Here is a 19,736-nt window from a genome sequence, read left to right as displayed (position 1 = left end):
AATATAACGAATTCTACGCCAATCGTTAGCTTGTCGATTATTGGAAAGCTCTTCTTATTTCATGAACTATTTAAGGAAGTGTATGTACCAGAGGCCGTCTATCAAAAAAAAATGAATAGTAGATCGAATTAGGACTATGGCAGGAAAGAATTAAAGAAGTTTGTAAAGGGGGATCAATTTCAGCGCCTACAGATAAAAAACAAGCAGCTTGTGAACACATTTATACGGAAAACTACACGAGGGTGAATTAGAAGTCATTGTAGGTGCAAAAAAGCTTGGATTGCAAAATAACTTACTCGACGAGCGTGCTGCGAGATCATTTTCGAAAAACTTTTTATTTTGCCTCATAGGAGCGATAGGTATTCTGCAGTTTGCTTAAAAGAAGAGGTAAATCCACTGTTAGATCTATTAATAGCTATTGGGATTTATTAAAAAATCTTTATAATCAAGTGCTAATTGAAGCGGAAGAAAAGTGGACAAAATGAAAGCTTCCCGACATCTAGGGAAGCGAGCTTCACATGGAAGGCATGTGACATACAAAATAGACATAGTTCTGAATGGATTAGCTGATCAGGATTGCTCTAGTTACAGCAGCCCTATAGCATTTTCAAATGACGAAGCTTTTGGTCAAAATTATAAATTTTCTTTATTAAAAAGCTTACTCCATTTAGGAATAGTCCTTGTTATCATTTTGCTTAAGTGTGAGACTGTAAACGGAAAATTTATAATAGCTAACTCTCTTTAAAAAAGATAAGACTTTCATTCATGTCGCCAATAACTAGATTTCTTTCTCGTAAAATCTCAATTTACTTTTCGTAAGTTCGGGGCACTTTACTTTGTATTTCTGGAGAGGTTAATTTAACTCCCTCCAAGATATAAAAAATGACCCGCCTTGTTTCGCCTTGCAAAGCGATAAAAATTTAAAGGATTTATATAATCGGCAGTGTTTGTGGAAAAATTATTGGGCGTGAAACAGGCCAGACAATTTACCATTTAATTAAAGATGGAAATAAAGACTTTAAGGATATTACTCTTCACACGAAGATGTTTGTAAGTGAAATGTAAATATATTTATCGACCTTTTTTGTTATGGGAGATGGTGCAAAGTTTACGGCTGGCTATGTTTGGCAGCGTCTCAATTGGCTCCGCTCGTTACAATTCAAGGGTTCTTATTAGGTTAATAGGCAGGGACTAGGATGGAGGTTTGAAAAAGGTTTTATTAGTTATATTGTCTATTATTCAGGTGCTACTTTGATTTTTGTAGCAATTAAATATAGTGAGAAGAAACGGTGGAAAGGCACTTTGATAACTACATAAACGAATACAGCGATCATGGTGATAAATTATCTAGAGAAACCAATTACGATTTGAAACTTGGTAAGTTTTATATTGCCAATTACTTTTTATGTTGAGCAGCATTTGATCTTTTTCTCTGTTCAATTTCTTTGCTAAGAACTTCATTAATTTCATTATAGGATAGACCAGATTCTGCATTAAGTTTTTTTACTTCGTCTATATTCGTTCCAGCTACCGTATATTTTTTCTTATCCATATGATAATCTCCCTTTACGTTCTATTTTTCGAATAGGCGCCTATTAATGTTCCCTATACTCTTTATGACTGGCATAGAGCATCCTATATTAGCCTTGACTTTGTTTATGTTTGGGATTTTCGCAAATTGGCTTGACAGATGGTCTGACTTTCATGGTTTTTATCCCCTTTATATAGGTGTGTGATAATAGTGGAAACATCTAGGCACTGCAATCTTTTAACTGAATATATAAGTATGATTTCCTATATTTCATTTATTATGTACATTGATTTGAAAAAGCTTTCGCATTAATGGCAACCTCTTTGGAAATAAGAGGTTTTAGTTATAAAAACGCTAAAAACAGAACCCTACTCCAGTTACACCGTCTATTGATTTTACATTACAAAAACTATATGCTTAGTAACAGTTACATAGAGTATTTTGGTTCTTTGTCTAGTATGCAAAGAGTAAATAGGAATCAGGTGAAAATCCTGAGCGGTCCGGCCACTGTAATAGGGAGAAAATGTGCCCTAAAGTCAGGAGACTTGCCAAAGTATGTAAACATGACACCTTCCGGTAAAGGGTGATTTGTGTATCATTCAATTTGTGCAGTTTAATTATTGAACATACATGGTCCCCATCTCATTCAGGAGGTGGGGACTTTTTGAATTCAATATTATTGCGCACCGTATACCTTTTATAATGAAGAAAGGAAGAGTTGAATGAAAAATACGAAGAATGCATTCATGAAATACAAAAACTATATCTACTACAGCCTCATCGTTTTGCTGCTATTTAGCACAATTACATATGCGACGACTTCTAATGAACAAGCCGCTGCATTTGATTTCAATGAAAAAGTAGAGGCTTCTACGCTGAAATTAGCTGGCGGCGGGGATGAATCTTCCAATACTGATACCAATAAGATGATAGAAAGTGATGCCAATCCAGAAGATCTATCGAAATCACAAGAACTGACAAATACGGACAAGTCACAAGAGAAACCGGAAGAAAAGCCGCAAAATCAACCACTCAACAAACTAGGAACTACCCATGCACCACTTAACTCATCGAAAACGAATGACAAGACCAATACACCTGCTGAGGGCAACAACAAACCCGCACCAGAAAAAACAAAGCCGAATACGAATACAGATATAGAAATCGTCGATGTGGCGGATCAACAAAATCGCTACTTCACGACGAACATCAAAAATAATGAAACAGTCACCGATCCGGTATATGTCGTCACCGTAAACCACTTGGACGATTCTCTCATTCCCCAGGAAATGAACGTGACGTTAAACGGCAAGCAACTGAATGATTTTACAGGCGAAATCACATTCATTGAAGGTACGAATGACATTCAATTCCAAGTTATCTATAAACAATCCGACAATAAACTACTTCGTGTCAGTCAATTGTACCGTGTGACGTTAAATAGTGATGATATCATCATCACAACAGACTTAAAAGATCAAACAGTGATGGAAGAGACGCTGACATTCACCGCGAAAGCTGTGCAAGGGGAAAAAGACGCGAAGCTGAAAGTGTTAAGTAATCATCAAGAACTAAAACCACTAGCTGGGGGTTCGTATACAGCTACATTAGTTGAAGGGGAAAACACGCTCAAGCTCACCGCGCAACTACATGGAAAAAAAGAGGAACAGACCTACACCGTGATCTATGAGAAAGAAAAAATCACTATTTCATTGGAAACAGACTTAAAAGACCAACAAGCAAATAGCGCAGAGTTTTCATTCTACGCGAAAGCGACCGCGAATGAAGTGGATGTACCCCTTGAGATTACCGTCAATGATCAACTAGTAAAATCGTCAGACGGCATGAATTATCGTGTGCAGCTGATCAATGGAACGAATACTGTCAAAGTCGCTGGACATTATCAAGACGAACAATTGGAAAGACAGTACACAATCACTTATAAAGATCCGAATGTGAACGAAAAACCACAAGTCGATCCGGATGCACCGAAACTAGTGACCGATCTAAAGTCAGGTAGCACGGTCAAAGGGGATATTAAGACGATCAACGTCTGGCCGGTGACCGCTTCAGGTGAACGGATTCGAGGGAAAAACGTCCAAGTGCAAGTTAATGGGGGAAATATTCCATTCACCTGGGATGACAGCTCGAAAACGAGTTATAAACTGACATTGCAGACGGGACAAAACAACGTCACGATTAAAGTATGGGACGATGAAGGGCGCACGGTGACCGAAACATTCACGGTTACATCAGTAGCGCCAGCAGAAGACGGTGTCATCGGACAAGTAACTATCAGTCTAGAAGCTTCCGTATTAGGAATCCCCTATCTCATCAAACCGACGAAGATGGATATACACCAAGGCCAAAGAGGTTCCTATATTCTGGATCAACTACTGCGCAATAATGGTTATGAATACGGTAAAACTGGAAACCTCGACAGTAGTTTCTATTTGCGCGACGTCAGTAAGCCAGGCATGTTGAACGGACTCCATATTCCTGATGATCTGTGGGAAGTAGTCGAGAAGGTGTCCACCACTTCAAATCGGGACATCTACTCACCAGACAGCCTAAGTGAATTCGATTTCGCTAACGGCTCCGGCTGGATGTATAGCGTCAATGGCGATTACCCGAACTATGGATTCTCGGATGCGTATTTCCTCGATGGAGATGTGGTGCGAGTTCGCTACACACTTCATTATGGGAAAGATATTGGCGGGCATGACAGTTCAGGTGAAAGCGGAGCGAATTGGAATAAAGAATGGTAAGGAAAGAGAAGTGACGGAATGAGAAATATTTATGCATGGCTAGTGACAGTCGTGATAATGACGGCGGTACTCCTGCCGTCTGTTGCGTTCGCGACACCTGAAAGTGAAGAATCATTGCTGCACACAATTGAACAAATTATTGCGTGGAAAAAACAAGATGAGAATATTGCAGATTCTGACCCATTGCTGAGCAAGCCGTTTCTTGCGCATGCGGGGAACACGAACGGTGACTGGTATCCGATAGGCCTCGGCCGTATTGGCTATCCTGACGATTACCAGGCGTATCTCGCGGTCATCAAGAACAATGTGATAGAACGCTATAAAACGAAAGATCAACTCAGCGATATGAAAGCGACGGAATGGCACCGGATTTCATTGGCGATATTGGCAGCTGGCGGTGATCCGACGGCGGTTGGGGATAGTAACTTGATCGCGGACGGCACGTATAACCGTGGAATGAAAACATCTCTAGGTGCACAAGGTATCAACGGCTGGATCTGGGGGCTGATCACACTCGACAGTATGCGTTATAAAGTGCCGGATGACGCGGACATGACAAGAATCGAGATCATTAAAGAAATTATCTCACTGCAACTTGAAGATGGCGGATTTTCGTTCTATCAAGACGAAGCAGAAACTGATATGACCGCCATGGCAATTCAAGCGCTCGCGCCATATTACCAAAGCATGGAAGAGTTCACTTATACACAAAAAGATACAGGTGAGAATGTTACGAAAACGATTCACATGATTGTCGACGAAGCACTAAAAAAGTTATCGGATATGCAAACATCAACTGGTGGCTTCAGCACGCAAGAAGACGACAACGTCGAAAGTGCGGCACAAGTACTCGTTGCGCTGACGTCGCTCGGTATCCATCCCGATGAAGACGAACGCTTTAAAAAAGGCGATCACACGTTGCTCGATTTCATTATGGACTATCAAATGGAAGACGGAGGTTTTGTCCACGCGAAAACGTATAACGCGGATAATCCTTCTTCCTTACCGGATGAATCGAACTCGATGGCTTCGGAGCAAGTTCTCTATGCGCTGGTGTCGCTCTACCGACTCGAAAACGGCTACCGTACGATGTATGATTTCCGTCCTGAAAACCCGCAAGAGATGAAGCAGCAAATGCTTACATTGATGGAAGATATTCAGGACATCGATGAACAGACCAACGCCAAGCAACTCCAGCAATTGCTCGATACATATGAAAACTTCCCTATAGAGGAGCGTTCCTATGTCTACAACTTCCATAAACTCGCGGAAGCTGCAACAAAGCAATCGATCCAACTCGATCTTCCTGCATTCAGCGAAGCGTATGAAATTAATACGAAAGGCAATGGCGCGATTGCACCGATCTATCAGGAGCAAACCGCGCCACGAAATATTACCGAACAAGATGTAGAAAAAATCGATGCGATTTCTACACCCTTGACGACAGAGCATTATATTGACGTCGTTTCGATGATCGATCAGTTCGAACAAGCAGACAATAAAGGCGACTTTGAAAAGGAATTGGCTCAGCTATACGAGTACAAAGAAGAAATTGAGAAAATGGAAGCCGAGATTCAGAGCATTAATGATATGGTGCTCGATCAACTGTATCCATTCAATGAATTAACAAGTAAAGACCGAGACAACGTCGATGCGATTCTCGAGCGATTCAACGCGCTATCTCCGTATGATCAAGGAAAGGTCTTGAACTATGAAGACCTCAAAAAATCGAAAACGCAAATTGACAATGCTGTGAGAGCGAAGCGCATTTCATGGGTACTCGGAATCATTGCAGTAGGTTTAATCATCGTAGTGATGAGTAGAATCCAAAAAAGAAGGCGTCAAAGAGATTAGAGGGATATAATGAAGAAAGATCTATTAGTTGTAGCATTCATCCTCTTTATCGTCGGCTGGCTCGTCACGGGAACGAAGATTCAATCCGTGGAAGAGTATTACTTGACCCATATCGACGAAATTACGGAAGACTCGGAGACGGTGACGCTTGAAATACGCAGTGACACCGTTCTCGACGCGATGGACAAGCTGAAACCGGGTCTTGAGAAATATGTAGAACCAGACGGCGAGATCCTTAAAAAAACGGAGTACGTGCTGCGTAGTGGCGATACCGCGTTTGATTTACTCGACCGCGCGACACGTCATCACCGCATCCCGATGGAGTACCAAGGAGCTGACTACAATATTTACAACAGTATTTACGTCCAAGGCATTAATTATTTATATGAGTTCAATTGTGGTCCGTTAAGTGGCTGGATGTACAAAGTGAACGGCGAATTCCCGAGCCGTGGTGTTAGTCAATACGAGCTGCAAGACGGCGATGAAGTAGAGTTTCATTACACATGTGATGTAGGTAGAGATCTAGAGGGCTATATACGTAAATCAAAGAAAGTAGGAAACTAGATGAGCGCATTCTCAAACTTTCACCCTATATTGCTACTTGTCTACGTTACAGTCGTTGTTGTCACGATGTTCAGCTCTTTTCATCCGATCATCGTGGCGCTTGCTCTGATCGGCAGCATTCTGTACTTCTTCATGCTGCACGGAATTCGGACCGCAAGTAAAGACGTGGTCTATTACTTTTTCGTCTTCCTGCTAATTGCCGCAGCCTATCCATCGTATGTACATAACGGTTTCACCCCATTGTTTTTCCTCAATGACCACGCGGTGACGCTTGAAGCGGTAACGAAAGGACTTGTCCTGGCAGGTGCCGTTGTCGCCACGTGTTTTTGGACGAAGAACTATTTCGAGATTTTTACGACGAATAAAGTGCTTGCCGTACTGACACGAGTGTCCGCTAACCTCGGCATCCTCGTTTCCATGCTGTGGCGTTTCATTCCGATATTCAAAACGAAATGGCATGAAAAGCAAATGGCACAACGCGGAATCGGCTATTACAAAGTAAACAGCAGAGTGGAAAAATTCCGCCGCGCGTTCGCACTGTGGCGCCAGACGCTCGTTCAGACAGCGGAGTTTGTTTTCGTGAAGCCAGATGTTATGAAGGCACGGGGGTATGGCATGACGAAAGCGAGAACGCAGTATAGAGTGATGCGGTTCACGAAACGAGACGGAATGTTGACGATTGGCCTTGTGTTATTTCTTCTTTACTATATTGGGTACTTCTCGCAGCACAGGACGCACTATTATCCCGAGATCAGTCAGCAGACACTAGGTGCAGGGCATTACGTCATCATCGGCTTGCTTATGCTATTACCGTTTATCTATGAAGCGAAGGAGAGTGTCAAATGGCGATACTTACAGTCGAAAATCTGAACTTCCGTTATGAAGAGCACCATGTGTTGCAAGATGTTTCCTTTTGTATTAAGCGCGGAGAATTCGTGACACTCTTCGGTCCAACTGGTTCAGGAAAGTCTACGTTATTGAAAATGTTGAAGCGGGAAATGCGGCCAAGCGGTAAACTAAGTGGCACGGTGTACTTCAACGGTGAAAAAATCGATGATCTGCCTGCGTCGACTACGGCGACTGCGATTGGCTACATGATGCAAAATCCAGATGAACAAATGGTCATGGAGAAAGTGTGGCAGGAGTTGGCATTCGGTCTCGAGAATATGGGCGTGTCGACGGAAGACATGCAGCGGAAAATCGCTGAAGTGGCTAGTTTCTTCGGCATCCAAAACTGGTTGCATGACAGTATGAGTGATTTATCAGGCGGACAGAAACAACTTGTCAATCTTGCGGCTGTGCTTGCGATGGAGCCGGATATTTTATTGCTCGACGAACCGACTTCCCAACTCGATCCCATTGCAGCGTCTGAGTTTCTGTCACTTCTTGAGAAAATCAATCGCGAACTTGGCATGACGATGTTAATAGTTGAGCATCGACTGGAAGAGTTATTACCGGTGTGCGACAGAGTATTGTACATGGAAAACGGCTCGCTTCTATATGATACGACACCGAAATCGATTGGAAACTCCTTGCTTGAAAATCCGATGCTCGACGCGCTGACTACGGCGATGCGTGTCTATTATAAGCTCGGCTTCCGTGATGAGACGCCGATTACGGTGCGTGATGGGATTGATTTCATTCGGCACTATCCACCGGCCGTTCTACCGACAGATCCGATGAAAAAAAAGCATCCACCGCTCATCACGGTGAAAGATCTGTATTTCCGATACAATCGGAAGAGTGATGATCTACTCGCCGATATGACATTCACCGTACATCGCGGCGAAATCTTCACGATTGTCGGTGGCAATGGAGTCGGTAAGTCTTCGTTACTAAGGTTACTCGCCGGACAGCATAAGCCGTATGCAGGTAAAGTATGGATCGATGACGTCGCACCAGGCAAGTGGAAAGGGAATATTGTCTTATTGCCGCAAAACCCGCAAGCGTTATTCATGTACTCGACTGTGAAAGAAGAGCTAATTCACGCGGTTCCTGTGCAAAAATTGCCGAAAGAACAGAGGGAATCGACAGTATCAAATATGATGAAACAGTTACATATCGAACATTTATCAGAGAGAAATCCATTTGACTTAAGTGGAGGAGAACAGCAGAAGGTAGCGCTTGCAAAATTATTGCTGCATAAACCGGATATTTTATTGCTGGATGAGCCGACTAAAGGAATGGACGTCATGTCGAAACAAGAAGTGACACAGTTGATCCGAACGCTAAAAAAACAGAACATCACGACAATTATTGTAACGCATGATATTGAATTTGCCGCAGAAGTCTCTACACGCGTCGGCATGCTGTTTGATCAATCACTCATCGCGATCAATCATCCAAAAACATTTTTCACGTCAAACCGCTTTTACACAACCGCAGCTAGCAAAATCGCACGCGGATTATTCCCATATGCCATCACAGCGGAAGACATCGTTACTGCTGTGAACTTGAACAACAGGAGGAACTAAAAAATGAGCAATCCATCAACACAAGTACTTAATGAAATGAAAAAAGTAATTAACGGGAAAGACGACGTCATACAAAAAGTATGGATGACGTTCTTAGCTGGAGGACATGTACTGCTAGAAGATTTACCGGGAGTCGGGAAAACGACACTTGCGAAAGCATTTAGCCGAGTCGTCGGTCTTGATTCGAACCGCATCCAGTTCACACCAGACGTCGTCGCATCTGATGTCATCGGCTTCACGATGTTCGACAAAGAGAAAAACGAATTCGTCTTTAAAGAAGGCGCGGTCATGTGCAACTTATTACTCGGCGATGAAATCAACCGGACGTCTTCGAGAACGCAAGCGGCATTACTTGAAGCAATGCAAGAGAAACAAGTGACAGTGGACGGCGTGACATATCCACTACCAGCACCGTTCCACGTAATCGCAACGCAAAACCCGTATGGCACAATCGGTACACAGCCGCTACCAACCGCGCAAATTGACCGTTTTATGACGAAGTTGAGCGTAGGCTATCCAGATTTTGAAGACCAAGTTGAGATGTTGAAAAACCGTCAGCAGGCAGATCCGTTATCTTCACTTACACAAGTCATAACGAAAAACGAATTGCTTGCGTTACAGCAGCAAGTACAGAACTTGTTCATTCATGAGGAGATCTTACGCTATGTTACCGCACTAACCGAAAAAACGAGAAATCACCCATCGATCCATCAAGGAATCAGCCCGCGTGGCGCTCTCGCTCTCTGCCAGATGGCGAAAGCACATGCCTTCTTACAAGAGCGTGATTACGTTATTCCGGAAGATATCCACGCCGTGTGGTTGCCAACGAGCCGACACCGCATCGTCATGTCGAGCGTCCCTGGTGCGGAACATGAGCAGGATACGCTACTTGAAAAATTACTGCAAAGTGTTGCCACGCCCGATCAAGCAATGCTTGCGACATTTTAAGGGCTGATCGTATGATAGGGACACTACTCATTAGCGTCGTGTGGCTGCTGTTTACGCTCGCATTTTTCATCTTCACGACGACGCATTTCGCTCTATTATTCGCAGTCGGTTCGCTTATTGTCTGGCTGTGGCTCGTGTTGAGCGTTTATCTCGTCAAAGGAAAAATCCAGTGCGAGATTATCACGGTGAATGAAATCTACAAAAATGAACAGATGGGCTATCAACTGCGTATACACAATACGAGCCGTTTACCTGTTACACAACTACAACTACATCTAGTCATCGAGCATATATTTACAGGTAGGCAAGAGAGTCACCACCACGTCTTGTCTATCCCAGCGAAAAGTACGGAAGAATTTGCATTCGTTCTGCCGCAGAAATATATGGGCCAAGTGAATATACGAATTACACAACTGACGATCAAAGACAGTTTCACGTTCTTCCGTTCCGTGCAGAAACTAGATACGCAGTCTGCGATGTTGATCGTGCCGAATCCGTATTTCTTAAAACTTCAACGCATTGAGCAAAATCAACACGTCTTGCAAATACCGGGTATAATCCCGATGAAGAAAATGGATGGTGAAGAGCTGGCGGAGTTGTCGGTATATAGACTAGGTGACTCGGTTAAACACATTCATTGGAAATTATCGAGTAAGGTCGATGAGCTATTCGTCAAACAGCATGAAACGCTGACAGGAGATGCGGTCATAATGACGCTCGACTTCACGTCGTTTACGAATCGAGTGGCGCTCTATGACGAATTCATCGAGACGTTTTCCGCACTGCTCTATTCCTACGTCGCAAGCGATCATGAAGTGCAATTTATTTTGAATCATTCGACGGGTGAGCAGTTGACAATCGACAATGAACGGGATGCAGCGAACGCCATAAAAAGAGTATTGACGAGAAACGCTACAGAGTTATCGATGTCAGATGAACAGTGGAAAAAGCTTAGACGAACGTATCCAAACTGTATCGTATTGACGACGAATATCGCGCGTAGTACCGAATATCAGACGGTCGTCATCTCGGATCAGAAGGAGGGATCGACTGTATGAAGTGGGTAGATGGAGTAGTTGCGTATAGTGTCCTCGTAGCGGCCTTCCTCGTGATTCGTGCGATGCTGTTTCCAGAGGTGAGTATCGTACCTGCGCTCATTCTCGTCTTCCTGTGGATGGTCGCGCGTATACAGTGGAAACAGCGTGGCGGCGATATCGTCTTGATTGCGAGTGTTATTTTCAGTTTGATTTTCTTATCAACGTACATAGATGACGTGAAACGAACGATCAACGAGTTGTTCATCACACTTGCGGAACATAAGCATATATATATGGATCTATTGTCCGTCAATGAAACGACTTCTTGGCTAAACGGCATGATCCTTGGTCAAATCGCTTTGTTAATCGGCAGTGCAATGTATTACGCCGTAGCGAATCAAAAACGTTGGATCCCTGTTGCGCTTGCACTCGTGATTTGGTCAATACAATTAATACTTGGCACGTCACCATCATTGCTCCTCGATATTCTGTTTTTCTCAGTGCTGATTGTGACATTGCTATATATGAATCAACTTTCATTACGCTGGTGGAAACGGATTGCGATCGTGCCCGTTTCGTTAGTCGTGCTCATGTTCGTCTACATGGTGATCAGTCCAAACGGCAATGAAGAGTTTACAGGCAGTTCGAAAATCGAAGACAAAGTACATTATCAAGGGGAGAAGTGGCGCTATTATAAAGGTGAAGAGCCTGTGCTGAAAGCTGGAAACTTCCAGCGACTTTCCGCGTTTACACCGGGCGACCATACGGCATTAAAAGTGGCGATGGAAAATCCAAGTCCTCTGTATTTAAAAGGATTCGTCGGTTCGACTTACACGCCAAGCGGCTGGAAGGAAATCGACGGGGAAGCGTATATGGAAGTGAAGTCTCTACTTGAAGCGTTACAGAAAGAAGATTTCACCGGAGCGAAACAACTGAGCTTAGCTGCAGAAAGTAGTTTGCCGGATCGGTATGAAGAAGCGAGACTCGTCATTCAAAACGTCGGTGCATCCAGTCGATATATTTATGCACCGTATGAATTGGCGGAGCTAGAAGCCAATCTTATTCGTTCTAAACAAGCCGACGCGCTCCACGCGACAGGTATTTTCGGCAGACGTACAGTGGAAATGAATTATATGCTGACACCGTATACCGATTATCCGCAAATCGCAAATGCATTGTACGCGACAAAAGACACCGACTATTTACGTCGTGAAAGTCATTACAATCAATATGTCTACAATGAATACCTCGCTGTGCCACAAGACAGTTTAAACGTATTGCGCAATCATATGGACGAAAGCGTATTTGATACAGAAACGCGTTTACCGTATGAGAAAACGATTCAGGAAGTAGAAAACTTCCTGGCACAAACGATAAGTTACAACGAAAATGCCAAACCAATAAAGGACCAGGATTTCCTAACGGGGATTTTGGAAGAGTCAAAAGAAGGGTACTCCGTTCACTATGCGACGGTTGCTACATTGGCATTTAGAATGCTTGGCACACCTGCGCGTTATGCAGAAGGCTATATCGTCGGACTGGATGATGTGAAAGACTTACAGTCATTTAGCGAAGTGAACGTCAGCGAGAAAAATGCCCATGCGTGGACCGAAATCTACGTCGACATGGTTGGCTGGGTGCCGATTGAAGTGACACCGGGTTACGCCGAGAAAATGCCGGAGATCAATAAAAAAGACTATCCAGCATTAGACGGATCCGATTCACCAGACGCAACTGGCGGAAGCGCGGTCGAACCTGAATCGAATGATCCGACACAAGTGCAGGAAGATCAAGACAAGCCGGAAGATTCCAAGCAAGTGAATCCAAACACTACTGTATGGTTTTGGTTGAATATCGTCATTGTGTTCGTCATAATGATCCTGTTCGTGCTGTACTACGTAAGAAAAAGAAAACGTCAGCAAAAACTCGGGGTGAAAGATCACCGATTGGCTGTCATCCATCATGTTCAGTACATGGTGCAAATGCTAGAGAAAGAACAAGTCGTCGCGAAGCTGCCTTCATTCGAAACAATACCTGAAGCAGTTGGTAACATCGATCCACAACTTCGACAAGAAGTGGAGGACGGATTGAAGATTTATCAAAAAGCCAAATACAGTCCGCATGGCGTGACCGATGAAGAGCGTGTGATGGTAGAAACATTGTTTGCGCATGTTCTTAGCACTGTGAAGAAATCGAAAAAAGGGATTAAGAGATTACGGTTTATTGTGCGTCACCAATGAACTAAGCACCGCTTTTGGCGGTGCTTTTTTGGGTGCCAGGTCCTCGAACTATTCAGAATTGTTTGGGGATCTGGTACCAAAAAAATGAATCCTTTCACACACTCTAAACGTATGAATAGTAGAGCAATGCTTGTAGCGTAACATGATACAAGTTGGCGTCAGGCTGTACGATAAAGGATACAGGAGAGTGAAGTATGGAAACGGAAAAACGAATGGAATTAGTTCATGTTATTGTGGAAGAAGTAAGACCACTATTACAAGGTAGTGAATCAAAAAAGTTAGTGGATTACGGCAGTGGTTCTGGTTTAGTTAGTTTAGAACTTACGGATTTAGTAGATTCGATACTGCTCGTGGACTCTTCAAAACAAGCGTTACAGGATGCCAAAGATAAAATTGAGGCAAGAGGTATTACAAATTGCGAAGTACTGTATTCAGATTTTACTGAAGACATGCCTGAACTTAAGGCGGACATCGTGCTAGTATCATTAGTTCTTCTTCATATTCCTGACACTACATTGATTTTGCAAAAGTTATTTAGCATTTTACCAAATGACGGCCAATTAATTATTGTGGATTTTGACAAAAATGAAAAAGTCAGTCATCCGAAAATTCATAGTGGATTTACGCATGAGGAACTAAAAGATATATTAACCGAAGTAGGATTTACATCTAGTACATGTAAGACCTTCTATCATGGAAAACAACTTTTTGCGAACCAAGATGCCTCCATGTTCATAGCCACTAGTAGAAAATAAATTTCTATACAAACTAGCTCGATTGCTTATTTCACGCAATCGAGCCATTTGGAAAACAGGAGGTAATAGAATGCCTACGTGTGAAAAATGTGCTAATCAATGGAGTTGGAAACAAACAATAAAAAAGACGTCGACATTGAACCCTGCCATGACTTGTCCATACTGCGGTGAAAAACAGTATCAAACGCAAAAATCTAGAGGGAGAGTGGGTATGTTAACTCCGATCGTTTTATTGCCACTGCTCATTCAATTGTTTTTTGATGTGCCAGGAGCTATATTACTCAGCTTATTTCCTATTTTATTCATTTTCGTCATCATTCTATATCCATTTGTTGTGAAGTTAAGTAGCCAAGAGACATACATAGGGGAATAGTGAGGCTGTTACATACACTAGTTTTCAGCATCATACGCTTGATTACACAGAAAAAACCATCTAATGCAAACGGAGATATTCCGAAAGCATTAAATGGTTTTTCTTTAGGTTATAAATAGAGAAATGAAATTAGGGAATGTGAATTTATTCTTTCCAATAGGCGTTTGTGTCTTCAATCATCTTTTTCGATGATTGCAATCCACCGCCATAGAACCATGCTTCTGTGTCTAGATAAATTATATGGTCATTCTTATAAGCGTTCGTTCTTTTCACAAGTTCATTTTCAAACATTTCCTTTGTGCTTTCATGAGCGGTATTTAGTACTGCACTACGATCCACAACAAAGATGATGTCTGGATTTTTCTCTGTTATATATTCAAAGTTAATGGATTGACCAAATTTGGCTTTTTCAATATTCTCATCCACCGCTTTATATCCAGCGACATCATGGATGAATCCACCGTAACGAGAACCAGGTCCATAGGCACTTATTTTTCCTTCGTTTACCATAACAATCAAAGTTTTCGCATCAAGATCTTTCGTTTTCTCTTGAATAGCATTGACTTTTTCATTTATTACCGTCAGTTCTTTATCAATTTGCTCTTTTTTATTAAATAGGTTGGCGATGGTTTCCATATTGTCTGTAAATGAATCCATATAGTTCGTGAAATCGACACTCATATAAACAGTTGGAGCAATACTTTTAAATTCATCATACATTTCGGCTTGACGATCTCCGATAATAATTAGATCCGGTTTCATTCCATCAATTGCTTCAAAGTCTGGTTCCACTAAACTTCCTACATTTGTATATTCAGATCCAGCATATTTTTTAAGATACTCAGGTACCGCATTTTGTGGAACACCTGCAACCTCAATGCCCAATGAATCCAACGTATCTAAAACACCAAAGTCCAATACAACAATTCTTTCTGGTACTTTATTCAACACCACTTCTTGATCATCAAGTTCATGCTGAACTTTTATTTCAGTTGATTCCGCACCTTCTTGAGTAGTACTAGACGATTCGTCCGCTTGGTTATCCGTTTTCTTAGATGCACATGCGGAGATCACTAGCATACAAGTAAATAGTAATACAAACAATGACCATTTTTTCACGACAATTTACTCCTCTTTGTATCAAATAGCATTTCCTAAAGCAAAAGCTTGAAATTACTCGCGCTCTCAATCTAATGATCGGTATGCTTGGAATTCATTTCGTTCGTTACAAGAAATGAATAAGGAAAAGGCTACATTCATTATACATTAAACAAATGATAATGACTATCATTTTCAAATGAAAGTTGAAGGATTTAGTAGTATTCAGAAAGCGTTCGAGAAGTAAATAATCGATAGTATTTCTCGCTCTAAAGATGTAAAAAGTATCACATGAACTGAACACTACTTCCAATAAAAAAATGCTATGCTAGTAAGAATAAGTAGTAGGATAATATTGTAATTTATAACGAATTCGAGGAGCCACGCCATGAAAGATTTTTATAGTGCAGTAACCTATGTTAATGAAATGATGTATGAACCAAATCATTTGATTTTACAATTAATTCAAGAAGAAAAGCAAAATGCTAAGTACGGAGCTGGTACATTTCAAATAGCTTCTAGAACCGTTCGATTTAGAGTAGCGAATGCAACACCTAGAAAAGTAGGGCGGTTTGTTGCGTTTTGGGAAAAGGACGACAATAATAAAAATCAACCTTATTCATACGAGGAAGCACCTGATTTGTTCGTGATTACTACTTTTAAAAATACACATGAGTTTGGACAATTTATTTTCCCAAAGGACGTGATGTTGCAACAGGATATGGTTAGCTCCAGTTCAACAAAAGGGAAAATGGCATTAAGAGTGTATCCGAGCTGGGATCATCCTGCTAGTAAACAAGCGTTGAAAACACAGCAGTGGCAGTTACCTTATTTTGTAGATATGAGGACATTAAATGAAGTAACCAAAGACAAAATAATGGAACTGTATTTGTGATAATTCACTGCGATCAGGTGCCTGTAATATTCACAATTAGTTCAAGACCTAGAAAACATCAGAGTTTTAGAGGACTGTAGATGTAATGAACGCGATTGTATTATGAAGTATTTATGATCTTTCAGTAATCGGGCCATTTTCCAGAGTGACGAAAAAAGCCCGATTTCTCAATTTTGATACTGAGAAATCGGTCTTTTTTACAATTACTTAATTTTTCTCAGAAGTCATGACTTATGAATTTTTAAAGATTAATCGTATATTACATTTAATCCTTGTTCACTTAACTTTTTTAAAGATGTTAGCATATTATTTATTTCTTCTTCGGAATGTCTTTCCCATTTACCTAATTCAGCTATTATTTTCAAAGGAGATTTAGACCTATAGGAACGCGTTGGGTTTCCAGGAAATCTTTTGTCAGTTAAATTCGGATCATTTTCAAAATCACCTAATGGTTCTACAATATAAATTCTTTCTTTTGAATTAGAAGCTGCCAATTCTGCACCCCATTTAGCAGCTTCCAATGTTGCAGTAAAATATATATGATTAGACTTTTTCTCTTGGTAATTTGATAAGTATTGTGGTTTTAAAAAATCACCAATTTTCAGTTCTGCTTTAGTACCGTGGAAGAAAGGACCATTGTCTAGGACATCTGTTTTGCCATTCATGCTGATACACCCCTTATTGTTTAGTTTTGCATACTTCAGTATAGAATAGAAAATATAGAAAAGGTAGAAAAGGTAGTCAATAAATATTTTATAACTTGTATTATGATATAAGAAGAGAGAGTTATACAATTACCTTTTTAAATGGTTGTTGGGGCTTTATGGATTGACTTATAGCTTTGATTTGAATAGCGATAAGTTAAACAATAGAGTGCGTTAGCTGAAATACCGCTGCGACTCAATCGGATAAAATTGAGTTAAGTGTGATCGGAGAGGAGCAGACGAAATGGATTTGTGGTTTATGCTTAAAGAGCGTTCTGGATTCTTATCATTTTTTCTTATCATAATTTTACTGAGTATTTTCCTGTTAGTAGCTACTTGGAAAAATCGTACTAACATACCTAAAAGTTCAACCGCAATTATAACTTTACTATCTACGATTTTTATCGTTGTATCTTTGATTGCAATGATAGTTATTATCTCATTCGGCTATAACTCTTGAGTTGAAGTAATTAAGCAAAAGGGTACGTCAATGGAAGTGAATTTGACATACGCGCATAGTTGATCGGTGCGGGATATTTAATTGCTTTGTTTGGTGCTGTTATTGCATATGTTTTAAGTAAAGGGAAGTCGAAAAAACGAAAGTGCCGAGTGTGGAGAATTGCTCTTATGTTGCCAATACCACCGGCGATTGCTTTTGCAGTAGGTTTAACTAATGCCGCAATTGTTGAAAATCTCTGGGCGACATTCACCATGCTGTATATTTTCCCAATCATTTTCATACTCAGACTCGTTATGTTGTTGATTGGTATATTTAAAAAAGAAGAAATAGCTCAACCATAATAAATGTAACAAACGGTTGCGATAGTCGTACATAGTTGTCTTAGAAACAGCTAATTTTACAATTAAGGATTAGGAGGTGTAATGATGACAAGTTTTTTCAGATATATTCTTTTCCTACTTATTTTCCTTCTATCCGGTTGCAGCGGCATATCGAAATATGACGATCATGAACCGGTAGCCATTGTGAAAGGGCAGGAAATTACGATAGGGGATTTACGGTTCTTATATCCTGATGAGACTGCATTGGATTATTTGGATGGAACAATTAAATTAGAATTAGTAAAACAAAAAGTACAAGAAATGGGTCTTGATATAACTGAGAATTTAGAAACGGATCCAGACTGGTTTGCAGAACTGCCTCCTAAAAACACAGAAGATGAAGGCGGCAAGCAAATACGTAATTTTGCTGAATCTCAAGCAAAAAAGCTGCATATGGATCCAGAAGAATACCAAAAGGAGTATGCCAGGAGAATAAATGAACTAAATGCGAATCTTATTACCTTTCTTGAAGAAAAATTAGACGGCTATCAATACGGCAATGAAAAGATGAATGAGGAAGCGAATCAGTTATTGGAGGAATTGGCTAAGGAAAATAAAGAGGAGATTAAAGTGTTGATTAAGTCGACTGTACGGTAAATGGGTTACATATTTGCCAAGGCTGGAAAGTGGTGGTCTTTGGATACTTTGGGGGAAATTCATATAAAAGGTGGGCAAAGTCGATTAAAAAAAATACGTTAAAACTGTTTTTGGTCGTCAGTTTATTGTTAGGTGCATTTATTGGTTATGGGGTATATTGGGCGTTTTATGATATGAGTAGATTGCCGACAGGAGAATTTTTGACGGAGGAGATATCTCCTGATGGAAAATACACAGTAAAAGCCTATGTCGCCAACGGAGGGGCTACTGTGCCTTATGCTATTCGCGGGGAATTGGTTTTCAATCAAGGAAATAATAAAACGAAAAATATTTATTGGAATTATAAAGAGGATACAGTAATTATTACTTGGACAGATAATGATACAGTAATTATTAATGGGCATTCATTAAATGTACCAAAAGATCATTTTAATTTTAGAAAGCAATGACATATTACATGATGATTGGACGCGTTAACTGAACAACCAGTACGCACCAAACGAGCCAATATTGTTGAAAACGTTTAGTTTAAGATGACTAACGATAAGCCGTATGCTAAATAGATGGCAAACTAAATAGTAGGAATAGCTTTACACCGTTAGTATGATGGAGTTAATAAATAGTTAGTAGGAGGCATGTTCAGATGACAAAATATGAATTATCAAACGTGTGGCAGTGGGAAGAAGAGAATTCGAATAAAGGTGGTAATCGTCCGACAGCCGGTGAACGTTTCGAACAAAAACTACCAGTCGGAGAGGCACCGTTCCAACTCTATTCACTGGGAACGCCCAACGGTATTAAAGTGACGATTATGCTGGAAGAATTAAAAGAGTTGGATGTCGACGGTGCAGACTATAATTTGTATAAAATCAATATTGGTGCCGACGAACAATTCGGCTCAGATTTTGTCAAGATCAATCCGAATTCTAAGATCCCAGCCCTAGTGGATCAAAGTCAAAGTCCACGTGTGGAAATTTTTGAATCAGGGTCAATTCTGCTTTACTTGGCTGAGAAATTTAATAAACTGATCCCGACAGATATTCATGGACGGACAGAAA

The 19,736-nt window shown here is 40.9% G+C and carries 21 protein-coding genes and 1 riboswitch; of the genes, 16 read left to right on the top strand and 5 right to left on the bottom strand.

Annotation, left to right across the window (positions count from 1 at the left end; all coding sequences use genetic code 11):
• The first annotated feature begins 3 nt into the window (after window positions 1-3).
• Window positions 4-132: a PIN domain-containing protein gene (locus tag CSV74_RS17175; protein ID WP_483315652.1), complete on the top strand. Its 129-nt coding sequence runs from the start codon at window positions 4-6 to the stop codon at window positions 130-132.
• Window positions 133-280: 148 nt separating this feature from the next.
• Complete coding sequence (locus CSV74_RS17170; RefSeq protein WP_483315651.1) at window positions 281-379, top strand: hypothetical protein; 99 nt, start codon at window positions 281-283, stop codon at window positions 377-379.
• Window positions 380-1,396: 1,017 nt separating this feature from the next.
• On the opposite strand, the gene CSV74_RS16785 is transcribed toward CSV74_RS17170, so the two are convergent.
• Together CSV74_RS16785 and rpmJ are read right to left on the bottom strand one after the other, a co-directional pair.
• Window positions 1,397-1,552 (bottom strand): hypothetical protein, encoded by a 156-nt coding sequence (locus CSV74_RS16785; protein WP_169535192.1) that lies wholly within the window; start codon window positions 1,550-1,552, stop codon window positions 1,397-1,399.
• 88 nt (window positions 1,553-1,640) lie between these two features.
• The gene (rpmJ, locus tag CSV74_RS17140; protein ID WP_369802809.1) at window positions 1,641-1,706 is read right to left on the bottom strand and encodes a 50S ribosomal protein L36; all 66 of its coding nucleotides are present in this window, start codon (window positions 1,704-1,706) and stop codon (window positions 1,641-1,643) included.
• A gap of 250 nt (window positions 1,707-1,956) precedes the next feature.
• Window positions 1,957-2,098, top strand: a riboswitch (cobalamin riboswitch).
• A 155-nt stretch (window positions 2,099-2,253) separates the two neighbouring features.
• Between rpmJ and CSV74_RS13890 the strand changes: the two genes are divergently transcribed.
• The 10 genes from CSV74_RS13890 (at window position 2,254) to CSV74_RS13845 (ending at window position 14,544) form a co-directional block, all read left to right on the top strand.
• Window positions 2,254-4,299 (top strand): DUF4430 domain-containing protein, encoded by a 2,046-nt coding sequence (locus CSV74_RS13890; RefSeq protein ID WP_099692151.1) that lies wholly within the window; start codon window positions 2,254-2,256, stop codon window positions 4,297-4,299.
• 18 nt (window positions 4,300-4,317) lie between these two features.
• Window positions 4,318-6,153, top strand: a complete 1,836-nt coding sequence (locus CSV74_RS13885; RefSeq protein WP_099692150.1) for a prenyltransferase/squalene oxidase repeat-containing protein — start codon at window positions 4,318-4,320, stop codon at window positions 6,151-6,153.
• 9 nt (window positions 6,154-6,162) lie between these two features.
• Window positions 6,163-6,717, top strand: a complete 555-nt coding sequence (locus tag CSV74_RS13880; protein ID WP_099692149.1) for a DUF4430 domain-containing protein — start codon at window positions 6,163-6,165, stop codon at window positions 6,715-6,717.
• On the top strand, window positions 6,718-7,587 hold the full coding sequence (locus CSV74_RS13875; protein WP_099692148.1) for an energy-coupling factor transporter transmembrane component T: 870 nt from the start codon (window positions 6,718-6,720) through the stop codon (window positions 7,585-7,587).
• Entirely contained in the window at window positions 7,560-9,191 is a 1,632-nt protein-coding gene (locus CSV74_RS13870) for an ABC transporter ATP-binding protein (protein ID WP_099692147.1), read from the top strand. The genes CSV74_RS13875 and CSV74_RS13870 overlap by 28 nt, the downstream gene beginning before the upstream one ends.
• 3 nt (window positions 9,192-9,194) lie before the next feature.
• On the top strand, window positions 9,195-10,139 hold the full coding sequence (locus tag CSV74_RS13865) for an AAA family ATPase (protein WP_099692146.1): 945 nt from the start codon (window positions 9,195-9,197) through the stop codon (window positions 10,137-10,139).
• Window positions 10,140-10,150: 11 nt separating this feature from the next.
• Window positions 10,151-11,197, top strand: coding sequence for a DUF58 domain-containing protein (locus tag CSV74_RS13860; RefSeq protein WP_099692145.1), 1,047 nt, complete (start codon window positions 10,151-10,153; stop codon window positions 11,195-11,197).
• Window positions 11,194-13,416, top strand: a complete 2,223-nt coding sequence (locus CSV74_RS13855) for a transglutaminase domain-containing protein (protein ID WP_099692144.1) — start codon at window positions 11,194-11,196, stop codon at window positions 13,414-13,416. Before CSV74_RS13860 ends, CSV74_RS13855 begins: the two co-directional genes overlap by 4 nt.
• Window positions 13,417-13,610: 194 nt before the next feature.
• Window positions 13,611-14,171: a class I SAM-dependent methyltransferase gene (locus CSV74_RS13850; protein WP_099692143.1), complete on the top strand. Its 561-nt coding sequence runs from the start codon at window positions 13,611-13,613 to the stop codon at window positions 14,169-14,171.
• A gap of 70 nt (window positions 14,172-14,241) precedes the next feature.
• Window positions 14,242-14,544 carry a TIGR04104 family putative zinc finger protein gene (locus tag CSV74_RS13845; protein ID WP_099692142.1) on the top strand — a complete coding sequence of 101 codons (303 nt, stop codon included), beginning with the start codon at window positions 14,242-14,244 and terminating at the stop codon, window positions 14,542-14,544.
• 144 nt (window positions 14,545-14,688) lie between these two features.
• Here CSV74_RS13845 and CSV74_RS13840 read toward each other — a convergent pair whose 3' ends face one another.
• Window positions 14,689-15,663 (bottom strand): siderophore ABC transporter substrate-binding protein, encoded by a 975-nt coding sequence (locus CSV74_RS13840; RefSeq protein WP_233190963.1) that lies wholly within the window; start codon window positions 15,661-15,663, stop codon window positions 14,689-14,691.
• Window positions 15,664-16,030: 367 nt separating this feature from the next.
• Here CSV74_RS13840 and CSV74_RS13835 point away from each other — a divergent pair, with 367 nt between their 5' ends.
• Window positions 16,031-16,537 (top strand): MepB family protein, encoded by a 507-nt coding sequence (locus CSV74_RS13835; RefSeq protein ID WP_099692140.1) that lies wholly within the window; start codon window positions 16,031-16,033, stop codon window positions 16,535-16,537.
• Between the two features lie 248 nt (window positions 16,538-16,785).
• Here CSV74_RS13835 and arr read toward each other — a convergent pair whose 3' ends face one another.
• Together arr and CSV74_RS16670 are read right to left on the bottom strand one after the other, a co-directional pair.
• Window positions 16,786-17,202: an NAD(+)--rifampin ADP-ribosyltransferase gene (arr, locus tag CSV74_RS13830; protein ID WP_029055251.1), complete on the bottom strand. Its 417-nt coding sequence runs from the start codon at window positions 17,200-17,202 to the stop codon at window positions 16,786-16,788.
• A 509-nt stretch (window positions 17,203-17,711) separates the two neighbouring features.
• Window positions 17,712-17,981, bottom strand: coding sequence for a hypothetical protein (locus tag CSV74_RS16670; RefSeq protein ID WP_158231809.1), 270 nt, complete (start codon window positions 17,979-17,981; stop codon window positions 17,712-17,714).
• A gap of 145 nt (window positions 17,982-18,126) precedes the next feature.
• Between CSV74_RS16670 and CSV74_RS13815 the strand changes: the two genes are divergently transcribed.
• From CSV74_RS13815 to CSV74_RS13805, 3 genes are all read left to right on the top strand, one after another.
• Window positions 18,127-18,678 (top strand): hypothetical protein, encoded by a 552-nt coding sequence (locus tag CSV74_RS13815; protein ID WP_099692137.1) that lies wholly within the window; start codon window positions 18,127-18,129, stop codon window positions 18,676-18,678.
• A gap of 32 nt (window positions 18,679-18,710) precedes the next feature.
• A complete protein-coding gene (locus tag CSV74_RS13810) occupies window positions 18,711-19,127 on the top strand; it encodes a DUF5412 domain-containing protein (protein WP_158231808.1) in 417 nt (138 codons plus the stop codon).
• A 194-nt stretch (window positions 19,128-19,321) separates the two neighbouring features.
• Window positions 19,322-19,736, top strand: a 415-nt coding sequence (locus CSV74_RS13805) for a glutathione S-transferase N-terminal domain-containing protein (protein WP_199170358.1), incomplete at its 3' end; no start/stop codon positions are given.

Origin of the sequence: Sporosarcina sp. P19 (assembly GCF_002743165.1) — a bacterium.
GTDB classification, from domain to species: domain Bacteria; phylum Bacillota; class Bacilli; order Bacillales_A; family Planococcaceae; genus Sporosarcina; species Sporosarcina ureae.
The sequence above is the reverse complement of the archived record's forward strand: the minus strand, read 5'-3'. Positions and strand labels throughout refer to the sequence as shown.

What these genes read in the sequence shown, in the direction of transcription:
- CSV74_RS13845 (WP_099692142.1), top strand. Translation starts at nt 14,242, where the DNA reads ATGCCTACGTGTGAAAAATGTGCTAATCAATGGAGTTGGAAACAAACA.
- CSV74_RS13855 (WP_099692144.1), top strand. Translation starts at nt 11,194, where the DNA reads ATGAAGTGGGTAGATGGAGTAGTTGCGTATAGTGTCCTCGTAGCGGCC.
- CSV74_RS13860 (WP_099692145.1), top strand. Translation starts at nt 10,151, where the DNA reads ATGATAGGGACACTACTCATTAGCGTCGTGTGGCTGCTGTTTACGCTC.
- CSV74_RS13850 (WP_099692143.1), top strand. Translation starts at nt 13,611, where the DNA reads ATGGAAACGGAAAAACGAATGGAATTAGTTCATGTTATTGTGGAAGAA.
- CSV74_RS13885 (WP_099692150.1), top strand. Translation starts at nt 4,318, where the DNA reads ATGAGAAATATTTATGCATGGCTAGTGACAGTCGTGATAATGACGGCG.
- CSV74_RS13870 (WP_099692147.1), top strand. Translation starts at nt 7,560, where the DNA reads ATGGCGATACTTACAGTCGAAAATCTGAACTTCCGTTATGAAGAGCAC.
- CSV74_RS13890 (WP_099692151.1), top strand. Translation starts at nt 2,254, where the DNA reads ATGAAAAATACGAAGAATGCATTCATGAAATACAAAAACTATATCTAC.
- CSV74_RS13835 (WP_099692140.1), top strand. Translation starts at nt 16,031, where the DNA reads ATGAAAGATTTTTATAGTGCAGTAACCTATGTTAATGAAATGATGTAT.
- CSV74_RS16785 (WP_169535192.1), bottom strand. Translation starts at nt 1,552, where the DNA reads ATGGATAAGAAAAAATATACGGTAGCTGGAACGAATATAGACGAAGTA.
- CSV74_RS13865 (WP_099692146.1), top strand. Translation starts at nt 9,195, where the DNA reads ATGAGCAATCCATCAACACAAGTACTTAATGAAATGAAAAAAGTAATT.
- CSV74_RS13875 (WP_099692148.1), top strand. Translation starts at nt 6,718, where the DNA reads ATGAGCGCATTCTCAAACTTTCACCCTATATTGCTACTTGTCTACGTT.
- CSV74_RS13815 (WP_099692137.1), top strand. Translation starts at nt 18,127, where the DNA reads ATGACAAGTTTTTTCAGATATATTCTTTTCCTACTTATTTTCCTTCTA.
- arr (WP_029055251.1), bottom strand. Translation starts at nt 17,202, where the DNA reads ATGAATGGCAAAACAGATGTCCTAGACAATGGTCCTTTCTTCCACGGT.
- CSV74_RS13880 (WP_099692149.1), top strand. Translation starts at nt 6,163, where the DNA reads ATGAAGAAAGATCTATTAGTTGTAGCATTCATCCTCTTTATCGTCGGC.
- CSV74_RS16670 (WP_158231809.1), bottom strand. Translation starts at nt 17,981, where the DNA reads ATGAAAATGATTGGGAAAATATACAGCATGGTGAATGTCGCCCAGAGA.